This is a genomic window from Dietzia massiliensis (genome assembly GCF_018390595.1).
GTDB lineage: Bacteria > Actinomycetota > Actinomycetes > Mycobacteriales > Mycobacteriaceae > Dietzia > Dietzia massiliensis.
In genome coordinates this window covers 1-26,092 of the sequence record NZ_JAHBAV010000023.1, presented here as the reverse complement: position 1 = coordinate 26,092, position 26,092 = coordinate 1, and the positions used below count along the sequence as shown (strand labels likewise).

Below are 26,092 nucleotides of genomic sequence, written 5' to 3'. Positions count from 1 at the left end.
GTGAGCAGCGCCCACCGGTACGGCGCGTCGAGCGGGACGGTGAGCACGAGCGTGGCGCCGGTCGTGGCGGCGGGCAGCACCCAGCCCTGCTTCCACCCGTCGACCGTCACGGCCCGCGGATCGGCCAGGGCGGTGCCGTCGTCGGCGACCAGGCGCGCCCGCCACGCCGGCGAGACCGATTCGGGGACCACCAGCACGCGCTCGCGCGGGGCGGCCGGGACGTGCAGCTCGCGGTGGGCGTCGTCCCACCGGACGGTGGTGACCGCCCGGGTTGGCTGCGGGGCGCCGCCGAGGACGCGCGCGGCGCCGGCCGACGCGCTGCCGGCTCCCTCGCCGCCGGTGGTGGAGCCGGGACCGTCGACGACGACGAGGCCCACGGTGTCCACCGAGAACGCCTCACCGGGATCCACGGAGACCTCCTGCGGCCCGGCGGGGAGCGGGACCGGGGACTCGTCGCAGAGTTCGGCCGGAACGGCGCGGCCCTCGAGCAGGGCCCGGCGGGACGCGGTGATCCGCGTGCGCACCACCCGGTCGCCGATGTGCAACCGGGGCCCGTCCTGGCACGTCAGGGTGACGGGGTCGTCGTCGGCGGCGGGCAGCGCACCGATGCGGGCGCCCGAGGCGTCCTGCACCCAGACCTCGGCGATGCCGGCGGGCACGCGCGCCCCGCCGGGGGTGCGCACGTCGCGGGTGCTGTCGACGCGGACGGTGACGCGGTCGGTGTGGTCGGCGGGGAGGTCGACGACGACGGAGCCGTCCTCCTCGGGCGTGAGCGTGGCGAGGTCGACGCGCGTGCGCTGGAGGCCGGTGTCGATCGTGACGACCCGCGGCGCCGCCGGCGCGTCCGAGCGGGGCGCCCACAGACGCAGTGACCCGACGAGGTGACGCCCGGGCAGACGCAGACCGAGCGACGGCGACGGGGCGTCGGTCGCGTGCCAACTGGTGGAGCGGTCCCCGTCGACGGCCGCCGACGGCGCACCCGCGGGATCGGTGACGAGGGAGTCACCCTCCGCGCGCACCTGCCGGGCCCGCGAGGCCGGGTCGCCGCGCAGGACGTCGTCAAGGGCGCTGCCCGGGCGCGGGCGCACGAGCAACCGGGGGGCGACGGCGGTGTCGGCGGGGACGTCGAGCAGTCGGGCGAACCGGCCCGGTTCCTCCGGGGCGATCGCGAGGTCGGGGGCGCACCGGGCGGCGCCCGTGGCCTCCTCCGCCCCGGCGAGTCCCTCGACGGGGCTGCCGCCGTGGACGCAGTCGGTGCGGCCGGCGAGCTCCTGCCGCAGCAACCAGCCCGACGGCGCGCGGGCGTCGTCGGCCCGCTCGGGCAGGGCGATGGTCCGCAGCAGCGGGATGTCCTCGCCGCCGGCGGCGAGCCCGATCTCGGAGACCTCGAAGTACGTGCCGCGGCCTCCGTCGGCGACGCCGGTGACCGTGACCCGGACCTGCTCGGTGGGCCCGGGCGGCAGGGCGACGGTCGTCTCCTCGTCGGCGCGCGGGAACACCGTGGTGGTGCCCGTGTCGGTGCGGACCTCGAGCGCGGTGACCTGCGGGCCCACGGCCGGGGCGGGGACCGTCAGCCGCAGGACCGCGCGGTCGACGGGTTCGGGCAGGTCGATGGCGATCCACTCGCCGAAAGCCGAACCGTATCCGCCGGAGCGCCAGGCGGTGTCAGGGTCGCCGTCCACGGCCGCGGCCACGGAGTGTGAGGGCCGCACGGGGCCGGTCTGCGCGGAGTCGGCCGCCGAGGACGACACGCTCACCCGGGCGTCCCACCAGCGGGCCCGGGTCCGCGGCGGCTCGTCGCCGGAGACGCTCGCCGAGTAGTCGAGCACCGCGCCACGGCTGCGCCGCGGGTCGCCCTCGGCGCGGACGGCGGAGGAGTTGTGGTCGAGCCGGCCGAAGTCGGTCTCGCGGTCGGTCGGCGAGTCCGTGAGCACCGGCGCCGTCGAGGCCAGCGGCCGCGGTCGCGGGAACGGGTCGGACGCGGGATCGACGCCGGCCGCGAGCGCGTCGGCCTCGAGCAGCCGGGTCACGCGCGGTGGCGAGCCGATGGTGTCCTGCTCGGCGAGCAGGTCGTCCAGCCGGGACAGGGCCTCCGGCCCGCCCGCGACCACGGGCAGGTCGCGAACCTCCACCGTGTACGGGGCGGTCGCCGACCGGGGCGGTCCGGGCGGCGTCGCGTCCGATCCCAGGCGGGAGTCGACCCGGTAGATCTCGATCGCGGGATACGCCGGCCGGAGCCCGGAATCATGGACGACCACCTCGTCGTCGTCACCACCGTCCCCGCCGCGAGCCCCGCCCGCGTCGCCGTCACCGCCCGCGCCTTCACCATCCGCGACCTCCGCACCGACGTCGTCCCCCCGCGCGGCGACCGGCTCGCCGAACTCGGCGACCTTCACGAGCCCCGGTGAGCCGTCGACGGCCTGGTGCACCAACGCCGGGCGCGGCGCGGCGGAGTCCACGGACAGGTCGTTGCGCACCACCAGGTACCCGATGCCCAGCGAGGCGAGCGTGGCGGCCATGCCGGGCGCCGCGCGGCCGTCGGCGAGGCGGCGCTGCACGGCGTCGAGGGCACGGATCGCGGGGGCGGGTTGCAGCGGCACGGAGTCCCGCACCGCCCACGGCGTCTCGGCCAGCGGCTGGAGCGGCTCGTCGCGGGTGACGCCCCAGACCTGGCGGCCGAACGATGCGCCGGGGACCACGAGCGCGCGGGTCGTGGCCGCCGGGTCCCGGTCCTCGGTGCCCGGGCGGTCGACCGGCGCGTTCTCCGACAGCCACGCGGCGGCCTGCGGCCAGTGGTCGGGCAGCTCCTCGTGCGAGCCCACCGGCGCGAGACGCCCCAGCCACGCCGGCGCGACCGACACACCCGCCGCGAGCACGACGATCATCGCCACGGCGACCGCCCGGTCGCGCTCCGGATGGGCCAGCGCGCCGGGGGCGCGCTCGCGGTCGAGGCCGCCGAGCAGTCGGGTGAGCAGGTGCGCGACGCCGAGCGCCAGCGGCAACCTCAGCAGCGGATCGAACTTGTGGACGTTGCGCAGCGGGGCGCCGGCGCCGTCGAGGAGGGCGCGCACCGTCTCGGCGAACCCGCCGCCGGCCGGGCCCACCCACGCCGCCGACATCGCCACCAGGCCCACGGTCGCGATCACCAGCAGTCGGCCGCGCGCGGGCATCCCGCGCATCAGCAGGCCCACGACCCCGGCCGCCGCCAGGACGCCGGTGGCCAGGACGAACGCGGGCTCGCTGGTGAGATCCGCGCCGGCGGTGCGGTCGGTGGACACGAACGGCACCCACGTCGCGGCCCCGCGCAGCACCTCGGTCACCGACGCCCACCGGGTGGTGACCTCGGCGGACTCGATGTAGTCCAGGAACGGCGGCGACACCCGGCCGAGCAGCACCAGCGGCACCGCCCACCACACGCACACCGCCGCGGACAGCGGCGCCCACCACGCGGCCAACCGCGCCCACGTTCTGCCCGGCCGGTGCAGCGCCCACCACAGGACCGCCGGCAGGCACGCCACCGCGGTCGCGACGGCGTTCACGGCGCCCATCAGCGCCAGCGCGAGCGCGGCGCCGGCTCCGCCGCGACGCGGTGACATCCGGCCCTGCAGCACCCGGATGACCGGCAGCAACACCCACGGCGCGAGGGCGACCGGCCAGATCTCCGACGAGATCGACCCGAGGTCGCCGAGCATGCGCGGGGCGAGCGCGTAGAGGACGCCCGCGACCGGGCGCGTGACGCGGGTGCCGATGCGCAGCGCGGCGGCGACCCGCACAACGCCCACGTACGCAACGGTGAGCACGACCGCCCACCACAGGCGCTGGGTCAACCACGCGGGCATCCCCACGAGGTCGAACAGGGCGAAGAACGGCCCCTGCGGGAACAGGTAGCCGTAGGCCTGGTTCTGGACCTGGCCGGCGAAGGACAGGCCTGTCCACAGATGGGTGGCCTGGGCGAGGAAGCGGCCAGGGGACGCGACGAGGTCGTACTTGGTGTCCGGGGCGATCAACCCGGGGGACTGCAGACAGGCCAGCAGCAGGAAGGCGAGGAACGCGACGACCGCGTCACGCGCACCGGCGCCGAGACGGGCCCCGCGGATCACCTACGCCGGCGTGCAGAGAGTCGAGAGCTGCGGGCGTCAGCGCGCGCCGTACTCGACCTGGCCGAGGAGGGCCTGGTCGGCGGGCGGTTGCGGCACGTCCGGGATGGAGTTCTCGGCCATCGTGGTGTTGACCCCGAACGCGACGATGCCGCCGAGGACGATTCCGCCGACTGCGCTGGCGAGCGCTCCGGTGCCGAAGCTCATCGTGGTCTCCCTGGGGTTCACGTAACGGTGGGTGTCCTGCGGTGTCGTCGAGACACCGATGCCGGAAGCGTAACACCAGTCGGGGCGCCGGATCCGGGGAGCGGCTCCCACGAGTCCTTACCGGCGGGTAAGTTGAGTGTGGCACATGACACCGCGACCCGCCGGGAGGAGACCTGTGACGACGGGGACCAAACGCATCCCACGTGCGATCCGCGAGCAGCAGATGCTCGACTCCGCGATCCGCGTGTTCTCCGATCTCGGCTACCGATCGGCCTCGATGGACACCATCGCCCGCCACGCGAGCATCTCCAAGCCGATGCTGTACCTGTACTACGGCTCCAAGGAGGAACTGTTCGCGGCGTGCGTCGTCCGCGAGTCCGGTCGGCTGATCGACCACCTCACCGCCGCCGCCACCGGCAGTGCCGGCCCCCGCCGCCGGCTCGAGGACGTCGTCCAGGCGTTCCTCGAGTTCGTCGACGCCCACACCGACTCGTGGAATGTGGTCTATCGTCAGGCATTCGCCGAACCCCAGTTCAGGGAGGAGGTCGAGAAGACCCGGACGGTGCTGGTCGACCTCACCACCGACCTGCTCGCGCAGAACTCGGGCGACGAGCGCAGCCGCGAGGTGCTCGAGGTGGTCGCCACCGCCCTGGTCGGTGCCGGCGAGGCGGTCGCGGACCGCGTCGCCCACCGGTCGATCCCCACGTCGGTGGCCGCCGGCGTCGTCGTGGAACTCGCCTGGCGCGGCCTCGCGGGCGATCCGACCAAGTCACTCACCACGCCCACCGAGGAGAAGTCGTGACCGACAAGACCACCGTCACCGGCCGCCGGTCCGGGGCCGCCCGCACGCTCAATCCGGCCGACCTCGCCCGCGGACTGCCCTCCCTCGCCGCCGACCTGCCGTCCGTCCTCAACGGGCTGCGTATCGTGCGGACCTCCCGCAGCACGGACAAGGTCTCGATCGGCCGCCGCTTCCAGAAGCTCGCCGCCGCCCGGCCCGACGCGCCTTTCATCAAGTTCCTCGGCACGGAGATCAGTTACGGCGAGGCCAACCGCCGCGCCAACCGGTTCGCCGCGGTCCTCAAGGCCCGCGGCGTGACGCGCGGCGACACGGTCGGCATCTGTATGGGCAACCGTACCGAGGTACTGCTCGCGATCCTCGGTGCCGTCAAGGTCGGCGCCTCCGTGGGCCTGCTCAACCACCACCAGCGCGGCGAGGTTCTCGACCACTCGCAGAAGATCCTCGAGTCCACGCTCGTGCTGGTCGGCGCCGAGTGCGCCGAGGCCGTGCAGTCCGTGCCGCGCGAGAACTGGATCGGCGAGCTCCTCGCCGTCAGCTCCGAGGTCGACCTGCCCTTCCGCGACTTCACCGCACGCCACCGCCCTGACGAGCTGGCGGACCTGACGTGGCTCGAGGACGAGCTCGCGACCCTCGGCGACGACGTCGGGGACGTCAACCCGCCGGAGGCCGATGAGACGGTCGGCACGGAGACCGCGTACTACATCTTCACCTCGGGCACGACGGGCCTGCCCAAGGCCTCGACCATGTCCCACTACCGGTGGAACAGGGCGATGGCCGGCTTCGGTCTGTCCGGCGTGCGACTGAAGAAGGACGACGTCCTGCTCAGCCCCCTGCCGATGTATCACAACAACGCACTCACGGTGGCCCTCGGCTGCGTGCTCGCCTCCGGGGCGTGCCTGGCGATCGAGGAGCACTTCTCGGCGTCGAAGTTCTGGGACCAGGCCCGCGCGACCGGGGCGACCGCCGCCATCTACATCGGCGAGATCTGCCGCTACCTGCTCAACCAGGATCCCGGCCCGGGCGACCGCGACCACTCGATCCGCGTGATGACCGGCAACGGCCTGCGGCCCGAGATCTGGGACGAGTTCCAGCAGCGGTTCGGCGTGGGCCGCATCTGCGAGTTCTACGCGGCCAGCGAGTGCAACATCGCGTTCGTCAACGCGTTCAACGTCCCGCGCACCACCGGGTACTGCCCGATGGACTTCGCGATCGTCGACTACGACCCCGAGACGGGCGAGCCCCGCCGCGGCGAGGACGGCCGGCTGCGGAAGGTCGGCAAGGGCGAGATCGGCCTGCTCATCAGCGGGATCTCCGACTCGCAGCCGTTCGACGGCTACACGGACGCCGAGGCAACGGAGAAGAAGATCGTCCGCGACGCGTTCAGCGACGGCGACGCCTGGTTCGTCTCCGGCGACCTCATGCTCGACCAGGGGCTCAAGCACGCGTCCTTCGTCGACCGCCTGGGCGACACCTTCCGCTGGAAGGGCGAGAACGTGGCGACCACCGAGGTCGAGGCCGCGATCGGCGCCCGCCCGGAGGTCGACCAGGCCGTGGTCTACGGCGTCGCGGTCCCGGACGCCGACGGCAAGGCCGGCATGGCGGCGATCCGCCTGCACGACAAGTCGGACTTCGACGGTGCGGCGCTCGCCGAGCACCTGCGGGACTCCCTGCCGTCGTACGCGGTTCCGCTGTTCATCCGACTGTCCGCCGAGCTCGAGCACACCTCCACGTACAAGAGCCGCAAGACCGAACTTCGCGAGCAGGCGTTCGACACCTCGACGTTCGACGACCCGCTCTACGTGCTGTCCAGGGAGAAGGGGTACGTCCCGTTCTACGATGGCGCGGAGAACGACGTCGTCGCCGGCACGGTCTGACCCACGGCCCCGGGCCCCGGCCCCGGAGCAGCAGCGCCGCGGGGCCGGCCGGCGTCCCCACCAGGAGGTATCGCCGCCGCATGCCCAGCCGTCCCGCGACCCGCCGTCCCGCGACCGGCCGTCGCGCACCGGGTCGTCAGGTGCCGGGTCGCCGCACCCCGCGCGCCCGGGCCGACCTCTCCCGCCGCTCGCTGCTGATCGGTCTGTCGGCCGCGCTCGGCGGGGCGGCGGGGTGGGCTCTGACGTCGGTGATCGGGCGGGGTGACGACGACGAGGACCTCCATCGCGGCCAGAGCGCCGAGTCCGTGGCCCCGCGCCCGTACGTGCCGCCGGAGGGTGCGGTCCCCGTGCGCGAGCCCCGCCGGTTCCACTACGCCGATCCGGGCGATACGGACGGGCAGTCGTTCGGGGACCTGTACCTGCCCGACTCGGCGAACCCCGCGCTGCCGGTGGTGGTGCTCGTCCACGGCGGGGGCTGGAAGGACTCGCTCGGCCTGACATACATGGAGAACCAGGCCCGCGACCTGGCCTCGTTCGACGTGGCGGTGTGGAACGTGGAGTACCGGCGGGTGGACTCCGGCGGCGGCTGGCCCACCACGGTGGCCGACGTGTGCGACGCCGTCGACCACCTCGCCGAGGTCTCCGCGCAGCTCGGCGATCGGCTCGATCTGCGCCGGGTCGTGGTGGTCGGGCACTCCGCGGGCGGGCACCTGGCGCTGTGGGTCGCCGGACGGGCGCGGCTGCCGTCCTCGCTGCCCGGCTCGAGGCCGGTCGTGCCGGTGTCCGGCTGTGTCTCGCTGGCGGGGGTCGCGGACCTGCTCATGGCCGAACGCGCGGGCGACAGGTACGTCCACGATCTGCTGGGCGGCCGCCCGGACGACCGGCGACAGCGGTACGTCGACGCCTCGCCGGTGACGCACCTGCCCGCGGGGGTCCCGGTGGTCTGTGTGCACGGCCGCGAGGACACGGTCGTGCGCCCCGAGCAGTCCGAGGCCTATGTGCGGGCGGCGCGCCGGGCCGGCGATCCGGCCCGCGTCTCCCTCGTCCCCGGGGGCCACGACCCGTGGGGCGACATCACCGGCACCGTCTGGCACGACACCCGGGACACCATCCTCGCCATGGCCCGCCGGAGCCCCAACCCGGCCGGCTGATCCCGACTCCGCACGCGCGGCGCGCCCGCTCAGACCCAGCCGGTGTCCACGCGGATCCGCTCGAGCCGGCGGTAGGAGATCAACCACCGCCCGTCCACGCGGCGGTACCGCTCGTGATAGTGCCCCCAGCCGTGGAGCCGGCGCTCGCGCTCCCCGACGCGCCACCAGAGCCGGTCCTCCATCGCCCAGATCCCGCTCGCGGTGGGTTCGCCGGTCTCCGGGTCAGGGCCGGTGAACTCGATCAGCGGGGTGTGGCCGTGGTGGACGCTTGTCACCGGGCTGGAGCCGTCGAGGGTCTCGCAAATCGCGGCAGTGAGCGCGTCGCGGCCGCGCACCTCGGCGGCGCCGCCGCTTGCCGCCCACGACTCGCTCACCACGTCCTCGGTGTGGCACGGCCCGTAGGCGTCCCACTGCTTGGTGTCCATGACGTACCGGCGGCGGGCGAACACCGCGCGGATCGCCTCGAGGTCCGCGGCGCCGAACTCGTGCGCGCTCACGTCGTCGCGCGCGCTCATGTCGTGTAGTCGGCGTTGATCGAGATGTACTCCCGCGTGAGGTCGCAGCCGTAGACCGTGCAGGAGCCGTCCGCGGTGCCGCCCTCCACGCCCAGGTCGACGGAGATCGTGACCTCCTCGGCCCGCATGATCTCGGTGAGCCGCTCGAGCTCGGCTTCGCCGGGGAACGCGGGGTAGGTCTCGAGGTCGCCGAAGACGATCCGCACCCGCTCGGGGTCGATGTCCGTGTCGTCGTGGCACTTGCCGATCGCCATCGCCACGCGGCCCCAGTTGGGATCGGCCCCGTGGACGGCGGTCTTCACCAGCGGCGAGTTGAGGATCGCTTTGGCCACCCGCTTGGCCTGCGCGCGGTCGCGGGCGCCCGCGACCCCCACGGTGAGCAGCTTGGTGGCGCCCTCGCCGTCGCGGGCCAGCTGGCGGGTGAGGTCCAGACAGACGGCCTCGAACGCCTCGCGCAGCTCGACCTCGCCGACCGGATCGCCCGACCCGCTGGCCAGCGCGATCGCCGTGTCGGAGGTCGAGGTGTCGGTGTCGACCGACAGGCAGTTGAAGGTCTCGTCCACCGCGGCCCTGAACGCCGAGTCCAGCACACCCGGCTCCACTGCGGCATCGGTGAACAGCACGGCGATCATCGTGGCCATGTCCGGCTCGATCATCCCGACACCCTTGGCGATGCCCACCACCTGAGCGGTGCCGCCCGTCGTCGTCGTCACCTCCACCCGCGCGGTCTTGGGGTGGGTATCGGTCGTCATCATCGCGGTCGCCAGCGCGACGGCGTCGGCGTCGAACTCCGCGCCCGCCAGGCCGTCGAGGTGCGCGCGCAGCTTGTCCATCGGGTAGCGCCGGCCGATCACGCCGGTCGAGGCGATGAGCAGCTCCCCCGGGGCCACGGCGATGGCGTCGGCGGCGCGCTCGAGCACCTCCCGCGCGTCGGCCATTCCCTGCTCACCGGTGGCGACGTTGGCGTTCTTGGCCACCACGACCACGCCGCGCGCCGTTCCGCCGGCGGCGTTCTGTCGGCTGAGCACGACCGACGGCCCCGCGAAGAGGGAGCGGGTGAACACCGCGGACGAGGCCGGGGAGGGGCCGTCATTGACGACGACGAAGACGTCGTCACCGCGCTCGCGCAGTCCCGCGGCCCCTGCGTGCGCGCGGAAGCCTGGCGGGAGCGGGACGGGGTCGTGGGCGGGCTGCGTGGGCGGCGTCATGTGCTCCATTCTTACTGCCGCACCCCGGCGCCCGCCGCCACCCCGCTGGAACTCCCGAGTTCCCTGGCGATGACCGTGTAACACGCAGGCCCACTCAGTGGATGTATTTGTGAGCCACATCACAGTGGAAGCCCTGGGTGCCCGGTTCATCGCGACCGCCTTCGGCTCCTGATTCGACCGACCCCCGGGCCAGATCCGGACCGGGGCCACGCACGCCGGACCCCGGTCCGGCCCCCACCCGCGGCGCCGGCGCCCGCCATCCACGGGCGCCGGCGCCGCATCTTTCCGTGGCGCACCCCACAGCTCCAGTCATTGCGCACGGCATTCGGCGAAATATGCGTTAGATCACATCATAAATGATTACAGGCCTCCGACGTCGGTTGATAAGGACTTCGCCGTCGGCGCCAGCGCCCACAGGGCGGACCTGTCACCGATGCCGGGTAACGACTCGAGCCCGGAGCCGGACGTACCTCGCGAGTCCGCAAGCAGGACTGCACCACGGAAGCGGCGCACCCCGGCGCCGCTCACAGACGAAAGGGTTTCTCATGATCGAGAAGATCTTCAACGGCATCCTCGGCTTCTTCAACAGCCTCATCGAGACCGGCTCCGACGCTGCCGACGGCTTCGTCTACACCGGTTCCACCGCGGCCCAGGGCGTCTACGACACCGTCACCGGCTCGCTCGGCAACGTGGTCGGCTCGCTCTGAGCTGAGTGATCCCGGGCCTTCGGGTCCAGATCTACGTAACGACACCGGCATCCGCCTCGCGCGGATGCCGGTGTCGCCTATTTCAGCCGGCCCTCCCCCTTTTTCGACGGGCCACTCGTCCCACCGCGCGACGAATGAAGTGACCTAGATCACATTAAACCGAGACCGCGACTTCACCTGCAAAAGTAAACGATTCCCTCGGACCTTGGGCCCTTTTCGGCGTCCAAGCGGATGAAACGGCCCGGCCAGCTACGTAGCGTCTGGTGGTGAGATCTTGAGGGACCAACGGTCCGCAGGATCCTCACGCCAGACCGAGCGGCGCATCCGGCGCCGCCCCTGACGAAAGGACCATCACCATGGGTTCCATCCAGACTTTCCTCCCCGGCCTCGCCACCGGCTCCGACGCCGTGAACACCGGCTCGCAGGTCGTCGACGCGGGCGCCGGCCTCTTCGCCGACGTCCTCCGTACCATCGGCGGCTTCGTCACCCAGATCACCGGCTCGCTTAACTGAGCTAGGTGATTCCGGGCGCGACGCCCGATATCAACACCACGACGCTGGCATCCATCTTCGGACGGATGCCGGCGCCGTGCATTTCACTACACTCGGGGCCATGGAGCTCGACCTGTCCCGCCACGTGGCCGCCGACCCCGACACCGTGTGGTCCGTGCTCACCGACATCCCCGAGGCGCACCGCACGCTCAGCGGGGTGATCGCGGTCGAGATCCTCACGACCGGCCCCTATGAGCCCGGCCTGCGATGGCGCGAGACACGCAAGATGTTCGGGATGAAGGCCACCGAGGAGATGATGGTGATGGCCGCCGAGCCGCCTCACTCCACCACGATCGTCGCCGAGAACGGCGGGACCGAGTACACGACCGTCTTCACCATCACACCCGACGCCGAGGGCGGGTCGACGCTCCGGATGCGCTTCGGAGCCGAGACGGCCCACGCCCCCGCGGTCTCCCGCGTCGTGATGGGGCTGATGGGAAAGTTCGCCGAGAAGTCCACCCGCAAGACCATGGAGCAAGACCTGGCCGACATCGCGGCCGAGGCCGAGCGGCGGGCCTCATCTTCCTAGCCGCCGCGGGCGCGTACCCGGCCTACCCGGCCTACCCGGCCTACCCGGCCTGCTCGACCGCGCTGTCCCACAGCTCCGCGACGACCTCCGCGGCCGGCCGGTCAGCGTAGGCGTCGGCCGCCCGCCACCGCGACCCCGCCCACAGGGGCGGCACCTCGATGTCGCCCGCTTGCGCGGCGGCCTTGCGCATCGGACCCGTGAGCAGGTGCAGGTACGGGTACGCCGCCGGCGCGGCCTCGTGGAACTCCGCGACGAACTCGTTGACGAGCGCCCGGGCGTAGCGACCGGTGTAGCAGCGGGTCGGCCGCGACTCGGTGAACCGGGAGTCTCCGAGAGCGGACCGGTGCAGAGCGTTCGTGCCCGCCTCCGGGGTGCGCAGCAGCACGGTCCCGAGCTGGACGCCGTCCGCGCCCGCTGCGAGCACGGCGGCGACGTCGTCCGGAGTGCTGATGCCGCCGGCGGCGACGAAGGGCACCTCCGGCAGCGCCTCGCGCACCGCCCGCACCAGCTCCACCGTCGTGATGTCGTCGGGCTCCTCGCCGACGGTGGTCGTGGACCGGTGCCCGCCGGCCTCAGCGCTCTGGACCGACAGCCAGTCCGCCCCGGCCTCGACGGCCCGCCGCGCGTCGGCGACGCCTGCCACCGTCACGACCACGGCCGTGCCCACGTCCTGTAGAGCACGGACCTTGCCGGGCTCCGGGATGCCGAAGGTGAACGAGACCACCGCGACCGGGTCGTCCAGCAGCGCGGCGAGCGTGGCTTCCTGGTCGAAGTCGGTGAAGCCCGGCGACTCCGCGAGGGCCACCTCGAGCCGCCTGGCGACCGGCCCGATCGCCTCGGCGTAGCGCTTGACCGCCTCGGGACCGCCCGCCGCCGCCAGCGCTGCGTCGGAGTCGGCGCGATCCAGCAGGAACACGTTGACGCCGAACGGCGCGTCGGTGAGCTCGCGGACGCGCCCGATCTCCACTCTGGTGTCGGCGGCGTCGAGGTAACCGGAGCCGATCATGCCCAGGCCCCCCGCCTCGCCCACCGCGGCGATGAGTTCGGGCGTCGTGGGGCCGCCGGCCATCGGCGCCCCGATCACGGGCCGGCGCAGATGCGACGGGAGCAGGCGGTGGGGGTTCTGGCCCTGCGGGGCCCGGTCGGACTGTGTCTGGTGCTCGGTCATGCCCGTGACCCTACGCCCGGGGTCACCGCCCTGGGGCGGGTGACGGCGTAGACCACACCGCCGACGACGAAGACGACGAGGCCTCCGACGACCGACTGCCAGGGCAGGCTCCCGGCGACGATCACGCATCCGACCGCGCCGAGCACCGGCACCCAGGCCGGCAGTCCGCGGCGCCGTCGATCAAGACGCAGGGCCGCGGTGTTCGCGACGAGGTAGTAGATCAGGACGGCGAAGGAGGAGAACCCGATCGCCTGCCGTACGTCGGCCGCCAGGACGATCACGGCCACCACCACGCCCACGCAGATCTCGGCGACGTACGGCGTCCGCGTGGTGGGGTGCACTGCCGCCAGCGGAGCGGGCAGGTGCCGGTCCCGCGCCATCGCCAGAGTTGTGCGGGAGACGCCGAGCACTCCGCCCAGCAGGGCCCCGAGCGCGGCGATCCCGGCGGCGATCCGCACCACGGGCGCCAGCACCTCCCCGGCCGGGACCCGCTCAGCGGCGTCCAGTACGGGCGCGGCGCTCGCGGCCACGCCTTGCACCCCGAGCACGTGGACCGTCGCGGCGAGAACGATCGCGTAGACGGCGATCACGACGCTGATCGCGATGACGACCGCCCTCGGGATCGTGCGGCTCGGATCGCGCACCTCCTCCCCGAGCGTGGCGATGCGGGCGTACCCCGCGAAGGCGAAGAAGCAGAACCCCGCGCCGCCCAACACGCCGAGTATGCGCCCGGGCAACGCCTCTCCGTCGACGGCGGGCACCGCCCCGGGCACTGCCGCGGGTGCCGCCCCTGGCGCCGCCGGCGAGCCGGCCGACGAGACGAACGCCGCCACCACGAACACTGCGAGTACCGCCAGCACGATGCCGACCAGCACCTTCGACGCCGTGGCCGTGCGCTGCACCCCGAGAACCGACAGCACCGTCAGCGCCAGCACGGACACCGCGGCGACCACCGAGGACTGCTCCGGCCAGAGGTACAGGCCCACGGTGAGGGCCATCGCCGCGCAGGAGGCGGTCTTGCCCACGACGAATCCCCAGCCGGCGAGGAACCCCGGCAGCGGCCCGAGCAGTTCGCGACCGTAGACGTAGGTCCCGCCCGCCGCGGGGAACTGCGCTGCCAGTCGAGCGGAGGACAGGGCGTTACACACGGCCACCACGGCGGCCACCGCGAGCGAGGCCCACACCCATGAGCCGGCGCGCGCCGCGGCGGGCGCGAACGCCACGAACACGCCGGCCCCGATCATGGCGCCGAGGCCCACCACGACGGCATCGGACGGACCCAGCCTGCGGTCGAGAGTCGAGTTCATCCGCACACCATCGCAGGCGCAGGTGGACGAGACGTGAACTCCTCGACCGTGGTCCCCCGCCGCGATTCAGCCCTGCCCCGGGCGCTGGTCAATTCCGAACACGTCTCCGGCGGCAGGGGCAGCGTCGGGCAGGCGATCGATTTCGGCAGCAGAGCGCTCGAGATGGTCGGACGCTGACCCGATGCCGGGACGCCCGGGCGCCCCTGGGACACCACCCATGGTCGGAGTGCGCGGGACCAGCGCGGTCCCCGAGTCGACCCCGGATACAGTGGAGGGCGTGTCCCCCACCCGCCGGCTCCGTGTGGCGGTCGCCGCCCTCGCAGCAGGGCTGACACTGGTCGGGTGCGCCCCCGAGGAGCCCGCCGCGCCCGGCCCGGGCTCCACCTCCGCCGGCCCGGCCGCTCCTGCTCCGCAGGCGACTCCCGCTCCGGCCGCTGATCCCGCCGGCCCCGTGGCTGCAGCACCGCCGCCAGGATGCGTATCGCCGCTGGACGGGCTGACGCAGCGTCAGCGGATCGCCCAGCTGTTCACCGTCGGTGTGAGTTCCATGGCCGACGCCCGCCGGGCGGTCGAACAGCACGCGATCGGCGGCATCTTCCTCGGCGGTGACGTGGTGGGCGAGGCGGTCTCCGGAGACGGGCTCGCCCGGCTGCAGCACGACTCGCCGCTGCCGCTGCTCGTGGCGATCGACGAGGAGGGCGGGCGCGTGTCGCGCATCGCGCCATACGCCGGCCCGTTGCCTTCCGCCCGCGTGATGGCCGCGACCATGAGCCCCGAGCAGGTCCGGGCGGCTGCCCGCGCCCGCGGGGAGTTCCTCCGCGGAATGGGCGTCACCGTCGATTTCGCGCCCTCCCTCGACGTGTCCGAGCAGCCGGACGGCGCGGTGATCGGTGACCGCTCCTTCTCCCCCGACCCCGCCCGCGTCGTGTCCTATGCCCGCGCGTTCGCCACCGGCCTGCGTGACGCGGGCATCGCCCCCGTCTTCAAGCACTTCCCCGGCCACGGGCGTTCCACCGGCGACAGTCACCACCGGTCGGTGACCGTTCCACCGCTCGACCAGCTCGTGCCCCACGACCTGCGCCCGTTCGCCGCACTCGCCGAGACGCCGGGTGCCGGCATGATGCTGGGCCACCAGCAGGTGCCCGGTCTGACCGGGGTCGACCGGCCCGCGTCGCTCTCGCCCGCCGCATACCGGCTGCTGCGAGAGGGCCACGGCTACGGCGCCCCACCGTTCGACGGCCCCATCTTCACCGATGACCTGTCCGGCATGCGCGCCGTGACCGACACGTTCCCGCTGCCCCGCGCCGTGACCGAGTCCCTCATCGCCGGGGCTGACTCCCCGCTGTGGATCACGACGGCCGGGCTCGGTGAAGCGTTGGACGCCGTCGAGCGGGCCGTGGCCGACGGCGTCCTGAGCCGGCGGGCGCTGGACCGGTCGCTCGAGCGCATGGCGACCCTGCGGGGAATCCCGGTATGCGTGGGCGGCCCCGCCACCGGGTTCCTCGAGGAGGCCGGCCCCCTGGCCACGCCCGTCCCGGACCTGCCGCCGCGGGCCGACCTGCCCCGGTTGCCTCCGCCGCGCTGACAGGTCAGCCGGCCCCCTCGGCGGTCCACACGCCCGAGCTGCCGCGGCGGTGCGAGTCCATCAGGTGCGTGTCCACCACTCCGATGGCCTCCATGAGGGCGAAGACCGTCACCGGTCCGACGAAGCTGAACCCGCGCCGCTTGAGCTCCTTGGCCAACGCCTCCGACTCCGGAGACCGGCTGGGTACCTCGTCCATGGTCCGCGGCTCGGGCGTGCGCTCGGGCCGGTAGGACCAGACGAGCTCGACCAGACCGCCCTCGGAGCGCAGGGCGACCACGGCACGCGCGTTGGCGATCGCCGCGTCGATCTTCCGGCGGTTGCGCACGATCCGCGCGTCGGCCATGAGCCGGGCGATGTCGTCCTCCCCGAAGGCCGCCACGGCGTCGGGGTCGAACTCGGCGAACGCTTCGCGGAACGCGGGCCGTTTACGCAGGATCGTCACCCAGCTCAGCCCGGACTGGAACCCCTCTAGGACCAGCCGCTCGTACAGACCGGCCTCGTCCCGGACGGGCATGCCCCACTCGGTGTCGTAGTACTCCCGCAGCAGCGGGTCCCGCGCCGCCCACGGGGGCCGCCTCAGCCCGTCCTCGCACAGCACGGTGCCGGAAGGCGTGGCATCGGTGGTCGGGTCGGTCGCGGTGATCTGGATCTCGTCGATCTGCATGTCGTCTCCCTCGTCGGTCGGACCACCGGCGGTGGTGGTCGCCGTCACCCTAGGGCCGGACTACGACAGCACCCCGGTGATCTGGACGATGCGGACGACGGCCAACACGGTCAGCACCACGCCCACGACCAGGGTGAGCACCCGCCCGGCCACGCGGCCGTAGGACAGGAACCGGTCGATGCGACGGGTCGCCGCACCGATGCTGCCCGACGGCACCCGCGACAGCGCGATGATCAGCCCGGTGCTGGGCAGGATCGCGATGACCGCGAAGAACAGGATCTGCAGCAGCTTGGACCACCACGGGGTCTCGGCGAACGAGATGAGCACCATGCCCGCCGCGAACGGCGCGGACGTCCCCGACTGGATGACGCCCAGTGCGATGCCGGTGGCCATGATCCCGAACTTCTGCAGGACGTTTTGGGTGAGCGGGGCCTCGATGCTCTCCTCCTTGGCCTCCGCGGGCCGGCGCAGTCCCATGACGGTGATGACCAGGCCGATCACGCCCAGGGCGATCATCGCCCACAGGTTGTAGAACAGGCTCCGGACGAACTCCTGGTTGTTGCCGATCACCCACACGGAGATCAGCGAGAGCAGCACGATCCCGCAGAACGCGCCCCCGGTGAACCGCGCCGCTCGCGGCGTGAACGGGATGCCGCGGCCGGCCGACGTCAGCCACAGCCCCGCGATGACGGCGAAGGCCAGGAGATTGAGCGAATCGATCGCCGCGAAACCCAGCAGGCTGAGGTAGTACTGCACCGGGTCACCCTACCGGCGGCCGAGCTCGTCGTCGTCGTACTCATCGTCGCGGAGGCCGTCGTCCCTCTCGCCGCGCGGTCGGCCGAACACCGACCGCTCCCGGCGCCGCAACACGTCCAGGTCCCGCACGGTCCAGCTGCGCACGGGGGCCGGCACGCGCCACTGTCGGACCCACGCGGTCATCCGGAAGGCGAACACCAGGACGGACAGCACCGTCGCCGACACCGGCCCCCAGACGTCGGTGGACACGGCGACGGCCGTGAGCGCGGCGCCGGTCGCCGCGGGGATCACGTACAGGTTCGACCCGCTGAACACGGCCGGGATCTCGTTGGCCACCACGTCGCGCATCAACCCGCCGCCGACCGCGGTGACCGCCCCGAGCAGCAACGCGGACGCCACCGGCATGCCGTGATCCAACGCGCGCGCCGTGCCGAACGAGCAGAACAGGCCCAGGCCCGCGGCGTCGCACGCCACGATGAGCGTCTGCACGCGGTGGATGACCGAGCCCAGCAGGTACACCACCACGACGGCGGCCAGCGGCGGCACGAGGTACACGGGCTTGGCCAGCGCGAGCGGCGTGACGCCCAGCATGACGTCGCGGATGATGCCCCCGCCGAGCCCCGCGAGCAGGCCCAGGATGAACCCACCGGTGATGTCGATGTCCTTGCGCGCGGCCAGCAGGTTGCCCGAGAGGGCGAAGAAGAACACGCCCATCAGGTCGAACCACAGGACCAGCGGCGACGTCTCCACGGTCGGTCCTAGACCACCGCGTTCGCGGTCGAGCGTGCGTGGTGTCGGTTACGCACCGCGCGGAACGTCCAGAGCTTGTTGACGACGAAGTTGATCGGCATCGTGATGAGGATCGTCAGCAGCTGACTCCAGTACTCCCGGGAGTGGATCCCGGCCTCCTCGTGCCACCACGGCTCCGGCAGGTAGAGCGGGCTGGTGGGGTTGGTGAACGCGAGCTTGATGAAGATGCCCGCGGCCGCCGCCACCGACCCCACCACCAGGAACGGCCAGAACTCCTGCCACGCCGGCGCCTTGTGTCCCTTACCGAACGTCCAGTGCCGGTTGAGCAGGAAGTTGTAGAAGTTGGCCACCAGGAACGCCACGATCCACACCAACGTGGTGAACCGGAAGTTGAACTCCGTGCCCGCGATGGGGAACAGGATCTCCTGCGCGTTGGCCGTGCCGCCGTTGGCCTTGTTCATCAAGACCGTGACGATCATGTTGACGACCATGCCCGAGCCGCCCACGATTCCGAACATGACGAACTGCCGGGCGCCGCGACGATAGCGACCGAGTTCGGCGGGGGCTGGGTTCACAGGCGACCAGTCTAGGCCCTCTCCCGGGGACGTCAGGCCGCGCCGTGTCCCTCCGGCACCCTCTCGGACGGATCGGTGATCGGCCCGGGCGCGGTCCCGTCGCCGAACGGGCGACCGCCCAGCTCCTCGCGGTGGTGCGGGGTGAGCAGGCCGGACAGGTCCGGCCCCTTGGGGATGACGCCTGTGGGGTTCACGTCCCGGTGCACGTTGTAGTAGTGCGCCTTGATCTGGGGGAAGTCGCACGTGTCGCCGAAGCCGGGGGTCTGGAACAGGTCGCGGAGGTAACCCCACAGCGCGGGCATCTCGCTGATCTTGGACCGGTTGGCCTTGAAATGGCCGTGGTAGACCGCGTCGAAGCGGACCAGCGTGGTGAACAGGCGGATGTCGGCGACGGTGATGGAGTCGTCGACGAGGTAGCGGCGGGTGGTCAGGCGCTCCTCGAGGCGGTCCAGCGACGCCCACAGCTCGTCGTAGGCCTCCTCGTAGGCCTCCTGGTCGGCGGCGAACCCGCACCGGTACACGCCGTTGTTCACCGTGGGGTAGATCCACGAGTTGAGTTCGTCGATCTCGTCGCGGTGCTCCTCGGGGTACAGATCGGGCGCGCCCTCGCGGTGGAAGGCCGTCCATTCGGAGATGAAGTCGAAGTTCAGCTTCTGGTACGCGTTGGTCACGACGGACTTGGTGGGCAGGTCCACCAGCGCGGGGACCGTGATACCGCGCGGATAGTCAGGGATCCGGTTGAAGTAGGCCTCCTGCAGGCGGTGCAGGCCGGTGACGGGGTCCCGTTCGTCCGGGTCGAGGTCGAAGACCCAGGAGTTGATGTCGTGCGTGGGGCCCGCGAGCCCCAGGGAGATCGCGTCCTCGAGGCCCAGCAGGCGCCGGACGATGATGCTCCGGCTGGCCCACGGGCACGCGCGGGCGGCCATGAGCCGATAGCGCCCGGCCTCGACCGGCCACCGCATCTCGCCGATCTTCTCGCCGACCGGATCCGAACCCGCGGGCACGTCCGCCACCACGCGGTCGTTGATGTACGTCGCGTCGCGGACGAACTCGCCGTCGGTCGAGGCGTTCTGTGCGGGGGTGAAGTCGGTCGCGGTAGACATGAGGGGCTCCCAGGATCGTCTCAGTTTATTGATGCGTCACCAATCATACCGCCTGCCCGCGGGTGAGGCCACCGTTCCGGCGTCGACGGCGTGTCCCGCGGCGGTGTGCGACGCTGGGGACATGGACTCCGCGCACGTCGACGACGTCCCCGCCCGCTACTCCGACTTCGCCGAGTACGAGGTCCGCGGACGCACGCCCGTGTACCTCTCGTGGGCCCGCGGGATCGCCGGGGACTCCGGGACCAGCGAGCTCATCGGGACGCTGCCGCGGATCAAGCGCCAGCCCGCCCTGTTCTTCGCCGCCGCCCGGCACGCCGGGGCCCCCGAGACCGAGGACTATGCGACCTTCCGCAGGTTCGTCCACGACCACTGGGCCGAGATCGAGCGGATCGCGCTCACCCACTCCACCCAGACCAACGAGGCCAAGCGCTGCGCGGTCCTGCTGCCGTTCCTCTCCCTCCTACCCGGCCCGCTCTCCCTGGTGGAGATGGGGGCCTCCGCGGGACTGTGCCTCTACCCGGACCGCTACGCCTACCGGTACACGCTCGACGGCGGGAGCACCCGCGAGCTGCGGCCCGTCGCCGACCCCGACAGCGCGGCGGGCCGCCCGCCGGTCCTCGACTGCGACCTCCGCGACGGCGTACCCCTACCGCGCTCGTCGCCCGAGGTCGCCCACCGCGGCGGGGTGGACCTGGCGCCGATCGACCCCGCCGACCCGGAGTCCCGCGCCTGGCTGCACAGCCTCATCTGGCCCGGCCAACACGAGCAGCGAGGCCCACGCCTGGACGCCGCCCTGGACATCGCGGCCGCCGACCCCCCGCGGATCCTCGCCGGCGACCTCATCGAGCGACTGGAGGACTCCGTCGCCGACTGCCCGGCCGGCACCACCCCGGTGGTGTTCCACACCGCCGTGCTCGGTTACCTCGAGCCGCCGGCCCGCGCCGAGTTCGTCCGCCGGGTCACCGAGCTGGACTGCGTCTGGATCTCCGTCGAGGGCGTGACCCTTCTGCCCGACGTCGCCGCGCAGGTCCCGGAGTCGATCCGCCGCCACAAGGGCATCTTCGTCGTCGCCGTCAACGGACGCCCCCTGGCCACCGCGCACGGCCACGGCGACTGGGTCCGCGCCCTCGACATGCCCTGACCCCTCGACATGCACTGACCGCTGCCCCACGTGGGCCACGCGGCGGCGTGGGACGTCCGTAGAGTGGCCGCCATGCACGTACTCGAGCCAGGATCCCAGGTCCCCGACCCGCTCGCCCCGTACCTGGAGGTGGACCGGTCGAGGCCCGCGCACGAGTGCTGGGTGACCGGGCACATGGTCGCCGGGGTCGACGGGACGGCCGCGATCGACGGCCGGGTGGGCTCCCTGTCCACCGCGCCCGACCAGGCACTGTTCCGGAGCATGCGCCAGATCGCCGACATCGTGATGGTGGGCGCAGAGACCGTCCGGCGGGAGGGCTACGGCCCGGTGAGACTGTCCGAGGAGGCGCGGGCTCAGCGCGTCGCCGCCGGGAAGCCGGGGAACCCGCCGGTCGCCGTGATCAGCCGCAGCCTGGACCTCGACTGGAGCGCCCGACTGTTCGCCGACGCCCCCGAGGACGCCCGCACCCACGTCATCACGTGCACTGCCGCGGACCCGACCCGGCGCGCCGAGGCCGAGAAGGTCGCGACGGTCGTCGACGCGGGGCGCGACGCGGTCGAGCCGGCCGCCGCGCTGCGGGCGCTGGCCGACCTGGGGCATCGCGTCGTGCTCTGCGAGGGCGGGCCCACCTGGCTCGGCGAACTCGTCGCGGCGGACCGTCTCGACGAGCTGTGCCTGTCCATCTCGCCGTTGATGGGCGGCGATCCGCTGCCGGTGTGCGTGAACCCGGCGGGAGCGGGGATCGCCCGGTTCGCGCTGAAGGGGGCCATGGCCGACGGTGACACCCTGTTCCTGCGGTACGAGATGGACCGGCAGGGCGGCGCGAGCGATGTCTGACCAGGCGTTCGAGGACCTCATGGCCTCGCTCGACACGGCGATGATCGTGGTGACCACCGCCGCCGAGGACGAGCGGGCCGGGTGCCTGGTCGGTTTCCACGCGCAGTCCAGCATCTCCGGCCAGCACTACAGCGTGTGGCTCTCCAAGGCCAACCACACCTACCGGGTGAGCCTGCGCGCCACCCACTTCGCGGTGCACTTCCTCACCAGCTCCGACCTCGCCCTGGCCGAGCGGTTCGGTACGCGCTCGGGGGAAGACACGGACAAGTTCGAGGGCCTCGAGACCGGGACCGGCGACGGGGGCGTGCCCCTCATCCGCGAGCTCCCCAACCGGATGGTGCTCGAGCGGATCGCCACGCTCGACGACGGCGGCGACCACGTCTGCGTGACGACGCGGGTGGTCTCCAGTCACTCCGGGGGAGCCTTCTCGCCCCTGCGGCTGTCGGACTGCTCCCACCTCGACGCGGGCCACGCCAGCGAGGAGCGGGCGATCACTCCCTGAGCTGCGCGGGGCAGGCGGCTCGGACGGCTCAGCCGAACGGCCACGCGCGGCGCATCGGCTGCTGCGCGCCCGGCTCGATGAGGTACTCGGTACCGAAGGCGACCGTGTAGATCTCCGGCGGCAGCGCCAACATGGTGCCGATGTCGCTGGTCTGGCTGGCGTGGCACTGCATCGCGCGGCGCTTGGTGTCGATCACGTCCTGCGGCAGGTCGATCGCCCACGCGATCTCGGACTCCGGCATCCCCACCGGCTGACCGTCGTCGCCGGTGAGGATCATCGCCCGCAGCTGGTCCGGGTCCAGCTCCGTGCCGCCGGCCGCGAGCGTGCGCAGGAACTCGGCGGCCTCGGGACTGTCGAGCATGGCGAGCTGGGCGTCACGGTTCGTGGTGGCCTCCAGCAGCCGCGGCCGGCGCGCGGCCAGCTCCACCGCGCGTCGGGCGATGCGGTGGACCGCAATGTGATCGGGGTGTCCGTAGTTGCCGTGGTCGTCGTACCCCACGAGGACGTCGGCGTCCTCGCGATCGAGGATCCGGGCCACCCTGGCGGCCGCGTCGTCGATGTCGGCGCGGTGGAGGCAGAGCGGGTCGCCGTTCTGTTCCCAGCCGGTCATCCCGGAGTCGCGGTAGCCCAGCCAGTCGATGCGGGCCACGCCCAGTACGGCCGCCGCGGCCCGCGCCTCCCCGCGCCGGTGTTCGACGAGGTCACCGTCGGGGCCGAGGTGCTCGGGCCGCTCCCCGTGGTCGCCGTCGGTGGCGAACACGGTCACCACCCGGTGCCCCTCGCGGGCGGCCAGGGTCATCATCCCGGCGGTCTGCGAGGTCTCGTCATCGGGATGGGCGTGGAGGAACACGATCGTCGACACCTGGCCAGTCTGCCCTGGTTCAGCCTCGCCGTGTCGACGCCCGCGCCTCCGGGTGACCGGTCGAGAGCTCCCCGGCGTCAGCCCCGGCCCGAGCGGTTCGACGCGCACGACCTCGGAGTCGCAGCGGAACAGGTCTCGCAGTGCCGGGTGTCGGCCGCGTCGACGTTCCACAGTCCGCCGACGTCTCCGGCGAGCTCGAAGCCCACCCGGTCCCGCCCGATGATCGCTGGTGGACGGGTATCAGTACCTGTTGCTCGTTCCAGCTAGTGCCCCGGAACGAGCAACTCCCCGGCCGGTTTCGCTGGGACTGAACGAAACGGGCCGGGGAGCGCGGCGTGGGGCTTACTTCTCGCGCACCACGGTGCCGTCGTCCTGCAGGCGCAGGAGCGGGTAGATGCCGTTCTCGTCGTGGTTCTCGTCGCCCACGACGGGCGGGTTGAAGACGCAGAGCATCTGCATCTCCTCCTCAACGATGACCTGGTGCTTCTCGTTGCCGTCGAGCAGGTACATCGTGCCCGCCTCGAGCGGGTACTCCTTGTCATTGGTGAGGTCACGCAGAGTGCCCTTGCCGCGGGTCAGCCAGACGGCCTCGATGTGGTTGGCGTAGTGGAAATCGTTGGTCGTGCCGGCGGCGATGGTGGTCTCGTGGAACGAGAACCCGACGCGGTCGTCGGCCAGGACGATGCGCTTGGACTCCCAGTTGCCGTTGTTGCCCTTGATATGGCGGTCGGTGTCGGTGATCTCGGCGGTCGTACGAACGATCATGCGGTGCCTCCTCGGCCGGGGTGTGGTCTCTGGTTCTCAGGCGTACTGCTGGGCGAGGACGTGGTCGACGGCCTCGTAGCAGATCTCGATACCGCGGTCGCGCTCCTCATCGGTCAGCGTGAGCGGGGCGAGGAACTTGACGACCTCGTCGCTCGGGCCGGCGGTCTCGACGAGCATCTTGTTGTCGAAGCAGCGCGCCATGACCTGCTCGGCGAGCTCGGGATTCTCGAGGAACGCGATGCCGAAGGCCATGCCGCGGCCACGCAGCTCAAGCTTGCCCTCGTACTTGTAGACCAGCGGGGAGAAGCGCTCGCGCAGGATGCGGCCGTTCTCGAGCGTGCGGTTCTGCAGCTGATCGTCCGACCAGTACTTGCGCAGCGCCAGCTCGGCGGTGACGAAGGCCATGTTGTTCCCGCGGAACGTGCCGTTGTGCTCGCCCGGGGTCCACTCGTCGAGGTCGCGTCGGAAGAGCGTCACGGCCAGCGGCAGCCCGTAGCCGCCGATCGACTTGGAGAGGGTGACGATGTCCGGCTTGATGCCCGCGAACTCGAACGAGAAGAACTCGCCGGTGCGGCCGCAGCCCATCTGGACGTCGTCGACGATGAGCAGGATGTCGTGTCGGACGCAGAGCTCGTTGAGCGCGCGCAGCCATTCGGCGCGCGCGGCGTTGATTCCGCCCTCGCCTTGGACGCACTCGACGATGACGGCCGCCGGGCGGTTCATGCCCGAGCCGGAGTCGACGAGGACGCGCTCCATCCACTGGAAGTCCTCGGTGACGCCGCCGAAGTAGTTGTCGTACGGCATCGGCGTGGCGTGCACGAGCGGGATGCCGGCGCCGGCGCGCTTCATCGAGTTACCCGTCACGGAGAGTGACCCGAGGGTCATGCCGTGGAACGAGTTGGTGAAGTTGATGACGGCCTCGCGGCCGGTCACCTTACGGGCCAGCTTCAGCGCCGACTCGACGGCGTTGGTGCCCGTCGGCCCGGGGAACATGACCTTGTAGTCCAGGCCGCGCGGCTCGAGAATCTTCTCCGAGAAGGTCTCCAGGAAGGCCCGCTTGGCCACGGTGTACTTGTCGAGCGAGTGGGTGACGCCGTCGCGGGAGATGTACTCCAGCAGTGCGTTCTTCATGTCCTCGTCGTTGTGGCCGTAGTTGAGGGCACCCGCGCCACCGAAGAAGTCGAGATACTCGTCTCCGTCGACGGTCCGGAGCGTCGCCCCCTTGGCGGTGTCGAACACCACCGGCCAGTTCCGCGAGTAACTGCGCACCTCGGATTCACGATCGTCGAAGATCTCCGTGTTGGTGTTGGCGTCGTGGGTGGGCTCGGTCATTGCGGTGATCACTCCAATTAGGAAGGTGCGGGCGGCGGTTGCGGGCCGGGCGGCCCGTGCGCCCTTGTCTAGGAAATCGTGTAGAGGTCTTCTTGCTCGTGACCCTCTCCGAGAAGCTCGGAGCTCAGGTAGTCCTCACTGGACAGCGTCATACCGCGGTCGCGGGCGACGGCGCCGAACGTCCGTTGCGACGCCTCGTTGTCCGGGCTGATGGTGGTGCGCAGCCGCACCACGCCGCGTTCGGCCAGCCGATCCATGAGGCTGTGCAGCAGTCGGGCCGCGAGGCCCTTACCGCGCTGGTCGGCGTCGACGCCGACCTGCCACACGAAGATCGTGTCCGGCTCGGAGGGGCGGATGAATCCGGTCACGAAGCCGACGACCCGACCTTCGACCTCCACCACGACCGAGCTCTCGGAGAACTCGGCGCCCCACAGGACGTAGGCGTAGGAGGAGTTGAGGTCGAGGACGCCGCTGTCACGGGCGATCTCCCACATGCGGGTTCCGTCGGCCGCAGTGGGCACACGGAACACCGCGTCGGACGAATCAGGGGTACGGGGTACTTCTCGTTCTCCTGGGTTCATAATCGCCTTCCACCGTAGTGACGCAACCCGGTTGTTGCATCTACCTTCCTCAAGTTGTTACCTGAATAGACGGTGAGTGCGCAGGTGGCCGACGTGGAGTGAGGTCGGTCACTCACGGCCCTTTCCGGGGGACCTCCACCAGCGCGCTCCGGGTGGGACGACGGGGACTATGCACGACAGCCCGATCACCGACTTCGTGGAGTTCCGTCGCCCCCAACCCCTGGCCTCCGAGTCCCCCGGTCGACTCGCACCGCGGAGGAGAGCGCGAGGAGCCCGAGCACTACCAGGGATGACTCGCGAGCTCGCCACCTGAGTCCTGCCGCCTTAGAGCACGTCGGCCCTGGCCGACGGCGCCGGCTCCCTCCCGCCTCAGAACGGTGGTGGTGGTTGGAGGAGTTCGTCGAGGTGCTCGTGAAGGGCCTGGAGGATGGCTTTTTCCAGGGCGCTGTCGGTGGGTTTGTTGCGTTCCCACCAGCGGCTGGCCGCGGCGGGGGTCACCCTTCCTCGTGGGGCCGGGGCCGAG

General features: G+C 71.9%; 25 protein-coding genes and 1 pseudogene. 11 read left to right on the top strand and 15 right to left on the bottom strand.

The annotated features are described in order from the left end of the window. Positions 1 to 614: 614 nt before the first annotated feature. A pseudogene (locus KHA85_RS19445) lies at positions 615 to 4,100 on the bottom strand (alpha-(1->3)-arabinofuranosyltransferase domain-containing protein); the annotation flags it as partial. Positions 4,101 to 4,136: 36 nt separating this feature from the next. After that, positions 4,137 to 4,325: a DUF2613 domain-containing protein gene (locus KHA85_RS08490; protein ID WP_061229380.1), complete on the bottom strand. Its 189-nt coding sequence runs from the start codon at positions 4,323 to 4,325 to the stop codon at positions 4,137 to 4,139. A 154-nt stretch (positions 4,326 to 4,479) separates the two neighbouring features. Here KHA85_RS08490 and KHA85_RS08485 point away from each other — a divergent pair, with 154 nt between their 5' ends. The 3 genes from KHA85_RS08485 (at position 4,480) to KHA85_RS08475 (ending at position 8,131) form a co-directional block, all read left to right on the top strand. Next, entirely contained in the window at positions 4,480 to 5,106 is a 627-nt protein-coding gene (locus KHA85_RS08485; RefSeq protein WP_131885078.1) for a TetR/AcrR family transcriptional regulator, read from the top strand. Further along, complete coding sequence (locus KHA85_RS08480; protein ID WP_131885079.1) at positions 5,103 to 6,980, top strand: long-chain-acyl-CoA synthetase; 1,878 nt, start codon at positions 5,103 to 5,105, stop codon at positions 6,978 to 6,980. Before KHA85_RS08485 ends, KHA85_RS08480 begins: the two co-directional genes overlap by 4 nt. 80 nt (positions 6,981 to 7,060) lie before the next feature. Beyond that, on the top strand, positions 7,061 to 8,131 hold the full coding sequence (locus KHA85_RS08475; RefSeq protein WP_213185453.1) for an alpha/beta hydrolase: 1,071 nt from the start codon (positions 7,061 to 7,063) through the stop codon (positions 8,129 to 8,131). Positions 8,132 to 8,160: 29 nt separating this feature from the next. Here KHA85_RS08475 and KHA85_RS08470 read toward each other — a convergent pair whose 3' ends face one another. Together KHA85_RS08470 and argJ are read right to left on the bottom strand one after the other, a co-directional pair. Beyond that, the gene (locus KHA85_RS08470; RefSeq protein ID WP_213185452.1) at positions 8,161 to 8,646 is read right to left on the bottom strand and encodes a nuclear transport factor 2 family protein; all 486 of its coding nucleotides are present in this window, start codon (positions 8,644 to 8,646) and stop codon (positions 8,161 to 8,163) included. Further along, positions 8,643 to 9,854 carry a bifunctional glutamate N-acetyltransferase/amino-acid acetyltransferase ArgJ gene (argJ, locus tag KHA85_RS08465; RefSeq protein WP_213185451.1) on the bottom strand — a complete coding sequence of 404 codons (1,212 nt, stop codon included), beginning with the start codon at positions 9,852 to 9,854 and terminating at the stop codon, positions 8,643 to 8,645. The genes KHA85_RS08470 and argJ overlap by 4 nt, the downstream gene beginning before the upstream one ends. A 545-nt stretch (positions 9,855 to 10,399) precedes the next feature. Between argJ and KHA85_RS08460 the strand changes: the two genes are divergently transcribed. The 3 genes from KHA85_RS08460 to KHA85_RS08450 all read left to right on the top strand — a co-directional run bounded on the left by KHA85_RS08460 (position 10,400) and on the right by KHA85_RS08450 (position 11,641). Further along, positions 10,400 to 10,561: a hypothetical protein gene (locus KHA85_RS08460; protein WP_213185450.1), complete on the top strand. Its 162-nt coding sequence runs from the start codon at positions 10,400 to 10,402 to the stop codon at positions 10,559 to 10,561. A gap of 356 nt (positions 10,562 to 10,917) precedes the next feature. Next, positions 10,918 to 11,073, top strand: coding sequence for a hypothetical protein (locus tag KHA85_RS08455; RefSeq protein ID WP_213185449.1), 156 nt, complete (start codon positions 10,918 to 10,920; stop codon positions 11,071 to 11,073). 100 nt (positions 11,074 to 11,173) lie between these two features. Next, positions 11,174 to 11,641, top strand: a complete 468-nt coding sequence (locus KHA85_RS08450) for an SRPBCC family protein (RefSeq protein ID WP_213185448.1) — start codon at positions 11,174 to 11,176, stop codon at positions 11,639 to 11,641. 40 nt (positions 11,642 to 11,681) lie between these two features. On the opposite strand, the gene KHA85_RS08445 is transcribed toward KHA85_RS08450, so the two are convergent. Together KHA85_RS08445 and KHA85_RS08440 are read right to left on the bottom strand one after the other, a co-directional pair. After that, positions 11,682 to 12,809 (bottom strand): NAD(P)H-dependent flavin oxidoreductase, encoded by a 1,128-nt coding sequence (locus KHA85_RS08445; protein ID WP_213185447.1) that lies wholly within the window; start codon positions 12,807 to 12,809, stop codon positions 11,682 to 11,684. Further along, complete coding sequence (locus tag KHA85_RS08440) at positions 12,806 to 14,116, bottom strand: APC family permease (RefSeq protein WP_213185446.1); 1,311 nt, start codon at positions 14,114 to 14,116, stop codon at positions 12,806 to 12,808. The genes KHA85_RS08445 and KHA85_RS08440 overlap by 4 nt, the downstream gene beginning before the upstream one ends. A gap of 33 nt (positions 14,117 to 14,149) precedes the next feature. Between KHA85_RS08440 and KHA85_RS08435 the strand changes: the two genes are divergently transcribed. Together KHA85_RS08435 and KHA85_RS08430 are read left to right on the top strand one after the other, a co-directional pair. Beyond that, positions 14,150 to 14,293 carry a hypothetical protein gene (locus KHA85_RS08435; protein WP_007631416.1) on the top strand — a complete coding sequence of 48 codons (144 nt, stop codon included), beginning with the start codon at positions 14,150 to 14,152 and terminating at the stop codon, positions 14,291 to 14,293. Positions 14,294 to 14,393: 100 nt separating this feature from the next. Continuing rightward, positions 14,394 to 15,701 (top strand): glycoside hydrolase family 3 N-terminal domain-containing protein, encoded by a 1,308-nt coding sequence (locus KHA85_RS08430; protein WP_213185445.1) that lies wholly within the window; start codon positions 14,394 to 14,396, stop codon positions 15,699 to 15,701. Between the two features lie 4 nt (positions 15,702 to 15,705). On the opposite strand, the gene KHA85_RS08425 is transcribed toward KHA85_RS08430, so the two are convergent. Genes KHA85_RS08425 through KHA85_RS08405 form a run of 5 tightly spaced genes read right to left on the bottom strand, consistent with a single transcriptional unit; the run spans position 15,706 to position 19,549 of the window. After that, positions 15,706 to 16,413 carry a DNA-3-methyladenine glycosylase I gene (locus KHA85_RS08425; RefSeq protein WP_438802050.1) on the bottom strand — a complete coding sequence of 236 codons (708 nt, stop codon included), beginning with the start codon at positions 16,411 to 16,413 and terminating at the stop codon, positions 15,706 to 15,708. 12 nt (positions 16,414 to 16,425) lie between these two features. Next, positions 16,426 to 17,121, bottom strand: a complete 696-nt coding sequence (locus KHA85_RS08420; RefSeq protein ID WP_213185444.1) for a hypothetical protein — start codon at positions 17,119 to 17,121, stop codon at positions 16,426 to 16,428. Positions 17,122 to 17,130: 9 nt separating this feature from the next. Further along, a complete protein-coding gene (locus KHA85_RS08415; protein ID WP_213185443.1) occupies positions 17,131 to 17,871 on the bottom strand; it encodes a trimeric intracellular cation channel family protein in 741 nt (246 codons plus the stop codon). Between the two features lie 8 nt (positions 17,872 to 17,879). Then, a complete protein-coding gene (locus KHA85_RS08410; RefSeq protein ID WP_061229998.1) occupies positions 17,880 to 18,446 on the bottom strand; it encodes a GtrA family protein in 567 nt (188 codons plus the stop codon). A 32-nt stretch (positions 18,447 to 18,478) separates the two neighbouring features. Further along, positions 18,479 to 19,549 carry a glutathione S-transferase family protein gene (locus tag KHA85_RS08405; RefSeq protein WP_213185442.1) on the bottom strand — a complete coding sequence of 357 codons (1,071 nt, stop codon included), beginning with the start codon at positions 19,547 to 19,549 and terminating at the stop codon, positions 18,479 to 18,481. Positions 19,550 to 19,670: 121 nt separating this feature from the next. Between KHA85_RS08405 and KHA85_RS08400 the strand changes: the two genes are divergently transcribed. From KHA85_RS08400 to KHA85_RS08390, 3 genes are all read left to right on the top strand, one after another. Further along, positions 19,671 to 20,690 carry a DUF2332 domain-containing protein gene (locus KHA85_RS08400; protein ID WP_213185441.1) on the top strand — a complete coding sequence of 340 codons (1,020 nt, stop codon included), beginning with the start codon at positions 19,671 to 19,673 and terminating at the stop codon, positions 20,688 to 20,690. A 72-nt stretch (positions 20,691 to 20,762) separates the two neighbouring features. Further along, positions 20,763 to 21,527 carry a pyrimidine reductase family protein gene (locus tag KHA85_RS08395; protein ID WP_236885382.1) on the top strand — a complete coding sequence of 255 codons (765 nt, stop codon included), beginning with the start codon at positions 20,763 to 20,765 and terminating at the stop codon, positions 21,525 to 21,527. Beyond that, a complete protein-coding gene (locus KHA85_RS08390; protein ID WP_213185439.1) occupies positions 21,520 to 22,029 on the top strand; it encodes a flavin reductase family protein in 510 nt (169 codons plus the stop codon). Before KHA85_RS08395 ends, KHA85_RS08390 begins: the two co-directional genes overlap by 8 nt. 28 nt (positions 22,030 to 22,057) lie before the next feature. On the opposite strand, the gene KHA85_RS08385 is transcribed toward KHA85_RS08390, so the two are convergent. The 4 genes from KHA85_RS08385 to ectA form a co-directional block, all read right to left on the bottom strand. Then, complete coding sequence (locus tag KHA85_RS08385) at positions 22,058 to 22,891, bottom strand: PIG-L family deacetylase (RefSeq protein ID WP_213185438.1); 834 nt, start codon at positions 22,889 to 22,891, stop codon at positions 22,058 to 22,060. Between the two features lie 342 nt (positions 22,892 to 23,233). Continuing rightward, on the bottom strand, positions 23,234 to 23,656 hold the full coding sequence (locus KHA85_RS08380) for an ectoine synthase (RefSeq protein ID WP_213185437.1): 423 nt from the start codon (positions 23,654 to 23,656) through the stop codon (positions 23,234 to 23,236). A gap of 36 nt (positions 23,657 to 23,692) precedes the next feature. Continuing rightward, positions 23,693 to 24,988 carry a diaminobutyrate--2-oxoglutarate transaminase gene (ectB, locus tag KHA85_RS08375; protein ID WP_213185436.1) on the bottom strand — a complete coding sequence of 432 codons (1,296 nt, stop codon included), beginning with the start codon at positions 24,986 to 24,988 and terminating at the stop codon, positions 23,693 to 23,695. 68 nt (positions 24,989 to 25,056) lie between these two features. Continuing rightward, positions 25,057 to 25,569: a diaminobutyrate acetyltransferase gene (gene ectA / locus KHA85_RS08370; protein ID WP_043567994.1), complete on the bottom strand. Its 513-nt coding sequence runs from the start codon at positions 25,567 to 25,569 to the stop codon at positions 25,057 to 25,059. Positions 25,570 to 26,092: the final 523 nt, after the last annotated feature.